Source organism: Gordonia sp. CNJ-863, assembly GCF_001942325.1.
Classification (GTDB): domain Bacteria; phylum Actinomycetota; class Actinomycetes; order Mycobacteriales; family Mycobacteriaceae; genus Gordonia; species Gordonia alkanivorans.
The window spans coordinates 1-4836 of the sequence record NZ_MKKG01000059.1; the positions used below are offsets into that span (position 1 = coordinate 1).

Sequence of the window (4836 nt, forward strand, 5' to 3'; positions counted from 1 at the left end):
TCGCGGTATCGAGATCATCGACATTGAGCGCGAGCTGCATACGGGACATGACCATCACCTTCACCTGTGAGACATATATCGAACTACTGACACCTGCAGGGTGCCACCTTTTCGACATATGTCAAGTACCAGGGTATGGTCGGGTCATGCCGAAGGCCCTGCCGATGGTCGACATCAGTGCCCCGATCTGCTGTGCGCCCGTGTCGGCGGCCCCTCTCGATGACGACACCGCCCTAGAAATCGCTCTGCGGCTCAAGGCGCTGGCCGATCCGGTCCGGATCAAACTCGTCTCGATTCTGCTCACTGACACCGGTGAGGGGATCTGCACCTGCGACCTCGCGACCGCGGTCAGCCTCACCGAGGCCACCACGAGCCACCACCTGGGGCAGCTCCGCAAGGCCGGCATGGTCGCACCTGACCGACGAGGGATGAACGTCTACTACCGTGCCCGGCCAGAGTCGTTGGAAGCGCTGCGCAGCGTTCTCAGCGCCATCACGGGGTGCTGCTGAACCGTCGCAGGCGCGGTCAGTTGAGCACCTGCGTCAGCCCCCCTCATCGGCAACCGCGCCACGCAACGCAAGGCACATAGCGGTGCGTGGCGGAAACCAAATGAAGAAGTGTCACCACCAAGACCCCTCACACTGTCACCAGTGTCTTGATGCGGAAGTGACACCGATGTCCTGCGAGATGACATCGGAGGCACGGGCGCGGACGTCCGGTGAGGAATGCGGAGGGAAGCCGCCGACCTGACCGGGGTCCGCGCCCTTCATTGCACGCTGGGCTATCGCGGCGGTGTGCGGCCCTCGACAACAACGGTGGGGTCAGGGTTGTCGGGGTAGGCGATGGCGCGTAGCTGCTCGATCGCGGCTTCACGGACCGCTTTCTGGCTGGCTGAACCGGGTGGGGAGATGTAGATCCCGGCCCAGATGCCGGTGAGGTGGGCGGTGTCGTCGAGGGCCACGCGGGCGCATCCTTGTCGGATCGGACAATGGCGGCAGGCGGCCATCTCCGCGTGCCCGGCACCCGCCCGGGCGGTGGACAGCCGATCGGGGAACCAAGCGTCGGGGTTACGGGTGCAGGCCGGGAGGGCGTCGGCGGGTAGGTGGCGCGCCGGGGACTCGACCAGCGCCCAGGTGGGTCCTTGGCTGGCCGCGCGCGATTGCGGCTCGGATACAGCGGCGCAGTGTGGATATCGCCGAGAGAGACGGGTGTGCTCATGCCCCGCCATCGTGGTGGGAAACAGCCGCCGCGGTCGAGGCGTCGAACAGGCCGGTGACCGCGGCATGGGCGGCAGCAGTTTTGGCCGCTTTGATACTCGGTGCGGCGGCGGTAGCGCGGGCGGGTCCGGCGGTGAGGGTGACGGTGAAGGTCCGCTCATGGGGTGGGCCCTCGGTGTGGGTGTCGACGTGCAGTTCGCCGGCGCCGATGGTGGGCGCGAGGGTGGTCAGCCAGCCGACGGGGTTTTTCAGGGCGTTGGCGCGGCGGCGCGCGCGCCGGGTGTCGTCGTCGCCGCCGAGCGCGGCGTGCAGCGCGAACGCATCCAAGGCCTCTGCTGGATTGGGGGTTCTCGGGGCCGCCGGGGGCGGGGTGTGGTTGGCAGGTGTGCACGGCGGCGCCACCGTCGGTGTCGGCTCGGGCTCGGGTGGCGCGGGTGGTGGTGTGGTGGGGTCCGCAGAGGGGGTGTGGCCGCCGATGATGTCGAGCAGGTCCCACAGGGCGACGTGTTCGGTGGTCTTCTTGACCGGGCCGGTGTGCCAGCGGGTAGTCATGTCCTCGAGGTGGGCGCGGGTGGCGAAGGTGCGTTGGTGGGGCGGGCCGGTGATGTCGGTGTCGAGGGTGGGGGTGACGATCTGTCCGCCGTCGATCTGCTGGAGTGCTGAGATCGCTGACGGCGCCAGGTACGCGTGCTCGGCGCGTAGCCGTGCAGTCAGGTTGGCGCGCAGTGTTTTCCAGTCGGGGTGATCGGTGGTGTAGAGCACCGCGATGTGCCCGGCGTGTAGCCGTCCAGTCTTCGCGCGTTCGGTCAGTTCGGTGGCGACCGAGGCTGGTGGTGCGGCTTGGGCGCCCAGGCGCAGCACGCGTAGGAACTCGCGGTCGTTCATGTGCGACAGGTCGCCGGCGGCGATCGCCGCTTCGTTCGCTCGGCGGGTACGGGCTTTTTGCGCTGCCTCAATCTCGACGTTACGTTCGGCGGTGATCGCGGCCAGGGCGTGGGCAATGGTGGCCAATTGCTCTGCGGTGTAGGGAACTTCGGTGCCGTCCAGGTGGGCCAGGAGTTGGCGTTGGGTGACCAGGTCGGCGTAGCGGCGCAACGGGGAGGTCGCGTGGGTGTAGGCCGGGACCTGCAATCCGATGTGCCCGCGGACGGTCGCGCCGTAGGTGGCTTTGGAGATCGCGGTGTTGAGCTGTCCTTGCAACGCGGCCAGCTCGGCGGTGGTGGTGACCGTGGACAACGCAGCGGCCAGATCAGCGAGCCGGTCAACGTCAGCGGGCGCGACGGGATTGCGTAGGTGGTTGCGGAACAGGATCGGTAGCTCAGCGTCGATGGCGTACTGCGCCACAGCAGCATTCGCCGCGATCATCAACTCCTGGACGACCACATACGCCGCGGCGTTGTGCCCCTCGGGCAGTGCCAGCAGGCGGCCGTCTTCGCCCGAGACCAGCCCGCGGGTGAGGTCGTAGACCACGAACGCCCCGGCTGCGCGCCGACGGCCGGTCAACACCTGCGCCAACTGCGCGGCCGCCGACAACTGAGCGTGGTGGGCGTGGTCCGGGTCCTCGAGGATCGTGGTGACCTGATCGTGGGTGATCGCCACACACGACCCGGCCGGCAACACTTCACGGTCGAGGCCGGCCAAAACCACGTCGCCGTCGGCGGACACCCGGAGGCGGATGGCCAGGGCGTCACGGTCCTGGGTAGCCGACAGGGTCGCGGCGTGCTCGAGCTGCGCCCCGAGCATCGGCACCGTGCCAGTGGTCCGGTAGCGTGTTTCCACCCGGGTCGCGGCGGTGCGATCGGCTGGCGCCCCGGCGGGTACCAGGTCGGCGACGTTGGCCACGAACACCTCGACGTCCCAGCCTGAGGCGGTGGGGGTGATGGTGAGCGCGTCATCACGGTCGCGGGTGGTGGACGCGTCAATCATCAACGCGCACTGCGTGGCAGTGGTGGTCATCTGGTCGCTCATGTGGCTATCGGCCCGGACTGCGGCCCTGGTGGATGGCATGGGTGTTGTAGGTATGGAAATGCTCGGCGATCTGCTCGGAGACGGCGGGATCGGCGGCGTCAGTGGGCGGGAGATTGGTCACCATGTCAAACACCAGGCGATGCTGACGGTTCACGGCGTCGGGGTCAGTCTCGGCGGCCATGGCCGCGGTTGCCCGCGACAGCCAGTGTAAGGGGTGCTGCACGCCCGCTCCCCCGCGGCGCGCGCGGGTCTTGATGCACCACTGCGCCAATAACTCGCGGGCTGTGTCGTCTTCGGTCGCCGCATGCACCGCGGCGCTTCGATCTCGCGACACACTCATGCCTGCGGTGGCGTCGAGAAATCCTAGTGCGGTGAGGATGTCGGCGAGTTCGGCATTGGCGGCTTCGTCGCCGCGGGAATGCCACCACAGCGTCATCATGTAGACACCCACTGGCTTCGACAGCACGTCAACCACTAACGACCTCCAACTACTTCGTTGATCAGACTGCTTCGGACACGGCTGCATTGCGTCGCTGCGCGAGGTCGTCGACGGCCGCCGCTGCGGTGGGGGTGGCGTCTTCGGCGGGGAATTGGTGCACGGTGCCGGCCAGATCGGTCAGGGTGTGGCCGACGGCGATGGCGAACACGCCTTGCCCGCCGTGGAGCAGGTCGATGATTTCGGCATCGGAGGTGGCCTCGTAGACGGTGGTGCCGTCGCTGATCAGGGTCGTCTGCGCGAGGTCGGTGGTGCCGCGGTCGGCAAGGAACTCGACCGCGGTGCGGATGTTGCGCAACGAGATCCCGGCGTCGAGGAGGCGTTTGACGATCTTGAGCGCGAGGATGTCGCGAAAGCTGTAGAGCCGTTGCGATCCGGACCCGGCGGCGGCCTGCACACTCGGGGTCACGAGGCCGGTGCGGGCCCAGTAGTCGAGCTGGCGGTAGGTGACGCCGACGATCTCCAGCACCGCCGGCACCCGGTAACCCGAGGTCGGGGTGTCGACAGTGGCCACGGTGAACAGCTCGGGGGCCAGCTCGTCGAACGAGCCCTGCCCTACGTCGTGTGCCATCGACTGGTGTCCCTTCGGTGGTGGCGATCGTGGATCTCGGGGTGATGTCAGCGTATCGGGCCTCAGGCGGCCACGGCTGAATCGCAGGCACTGTTGCTCGATCGCGCGCTGCTGGGCGGCCTGAGGACCGCTCAGGGCGCGGGAGCGGGCGATTGCGTGCCGGCGCGGTGGGTGCGGAACTGTTCGGCGAGGTCGGGGTTGGTGGTGGCCAGGAGTGCGTAGAACCGGTCAACCTCGACGCCACGGGTGTAGCTGGCGGTAGGCGGGCTGACCGAACCGGCGGCATGGAAGGCGGCTTTGACCGCCGAGGACTCCCCTATCGCCAGGGCCTGGCCACGTGCGTGTTCGACCCTGTCGACCAGTTCTACGAGACAGTCGAGGGTCAGTAGCAGATCTGGGCTCGTCGGTCTGGTTGCGTCCGTCATGTCAGTTCCAGTCGATGCGGAAGTCGCGGACGCGTCGAAGTGGAATCCGGTGTCGTCGTCGAAGTCGTCGAAGGCGGCGAAGTTGACCGAGGCGTGCTCTTCGAGGATGGCCGCGACGCGGGCGTGGTCGTCGCGAGCCAACGCGTCTCCGAGGGCAGC

Annotated in this window: 5 protein-coding genes and 1 pseudogene; 1 reads left to right on the forward strand and 5 read right to left on the reverse strand. The window is 67.8% G+C overall.

The window, feature by feature from the left end; translation table 11 throughout:
• The first annotated feature begins 146 nt into the window (after positions 1–146).
• Positions 147–509, forward strand: coding sequence for an Rv2640c family ArsR-like transcriptional regulator (locus tag BJF87_RS21605; protein WP_005179521.1), 363 nt, complete (start codon positions 147–149; stop codon positions 507–509).
• 272 nt (positions 510–781) lie between these two features.
• On the opposite strand, the gene BJF87_RS21610 is transcribed toward BJF87_RS21605, so the two are convergent.
• The 5 genes and pseudogenes from BJF87_RS21610 to BJF87_RS21630 all read right to left on the reverse strand — a co-directional run.
• Complete coding sequence (locus BJF87_RS21610; protein WP_316042978.1) at positions 782–1285, reverse strand: WhiB family transcriptional regulator; 504 nt, start codon at positions 1283–1285, stop codon at positions 782–784.
• Complete coding sequence (locus tag BJF87_RS21615; RefSeq protein ID WP_075863885.1) at positions 1215–3173, reverse strand: RNB domain-containing ribonuclease; 1959 nt, start codon at positions 3171–3173, stop codon at positions 1215–1217. Before BJF87_RS21615 ends, BJF87_RS21610 begins: the two co-directional genes overlap by 71 nt.
• A gap of 16 nt (positions 3174–3189) precedes the next feature.
• Positions 3190–3660, reverse strand: a complete 471-nt coding sequence (locus tag BJF87_RS21620; protein ID WP_139319569.1) for a hypothetical protein — start codon at positions 3658–3660, stop codon at positions 3190–3192.
• A 25-nt stretch (positions 3661–3685) separates the two neighbouring features.
• Positions 3686–4252: a MerR family transcriptional regulator gene (locus BJF87_RS21625; RefSeq protein ID WP_075863882.1), complete on the reverse strand. Its 567-nt coding sequence runs from the start codon at positions 4250–4252 to the stop codon at positions 3686–3688.
• A 131-nt stretch (positions 4253–4383) separates the two neighbouring features.
• A pseudogene (locus BJF87_RS21630) lies at positions 4384–4836 on the reverse strand (hypothetical protein); the annotation flags it as partial.